The organism is Benzoatithermus flavus (assembly GCF_037908215.1).
Taxonomy (GTDB): Bacteria; Pseudomonadota; Alphaproteobacteria; order Geminicoccales; family Geminicoccaceae; genus Benzoatithermus; species Benzoatithermus flavus.
Window position 1 is genome coordinate 1 of sequence record NZ_JBBLZC010000116.1, and the last position, 576, is coordinate 576.

Annotated in this window: 1 protein-coding gene; it reads right to left on the minus strand. The window is 51.2% G+C overall.

The features are described from left to right. Positions 1-576, minus strand: a 576-nt coding sequence (locus tag U1T56_RS24390; protein WP_418162071.1) for a tetratricopeptide repeat protein, incomplete at both ends; no start/stop codon positions are given.

Sequence of the window (576 nt, forward strand, 5' to 3'; positions counted from 1 at the left end):
CGATGAGAAAATATCCGTACTCTTCGAGAAAATCGACGTTATGCTTAAAGAAATTATATGCCTCGGCGTAATGGTTTAATGCATCATCATACAGCTCCAACCGGTGTTTGGCGCGCCCTAAATCCCACTCAAACTGTGGATCATACTCGCCGTCAGCCATCGCCCGCTCGAGGAGCGACACGACGTCCTCATAGCGTTGCTCATGAAGCCAAAGCGCCGATAACACCGTCAGCGCCTCGACATAGCCATTGTCGATTTCAAGAGCCTTTTGCAATTGCTCTTCCGCTTCGGCCGGTTTGTTCAGTTTCAGCGCGAGCTTGCCGGCATACAGGCGGAGCTCTTTGTTCCATTCATCGATGCTGATGCCTTCCCGCACAGTTTCGTAGCTTTTTTGAAGCTGTCCTTCCTGTTCATACGCTTTGGCCAAATATAAGTAAAGCGGAGCATAGTCAGGATCAAGCTCTTTTAAGGCGCCAAGCTTGTCAATGGCCGTTTGCGTATAGCCGGCCTGCAAGGCGGTGAACCCATAGGCGAACAGCGTCCGGCTGTCCGTTTTTTCGTTAAGCGCCGCCTCAT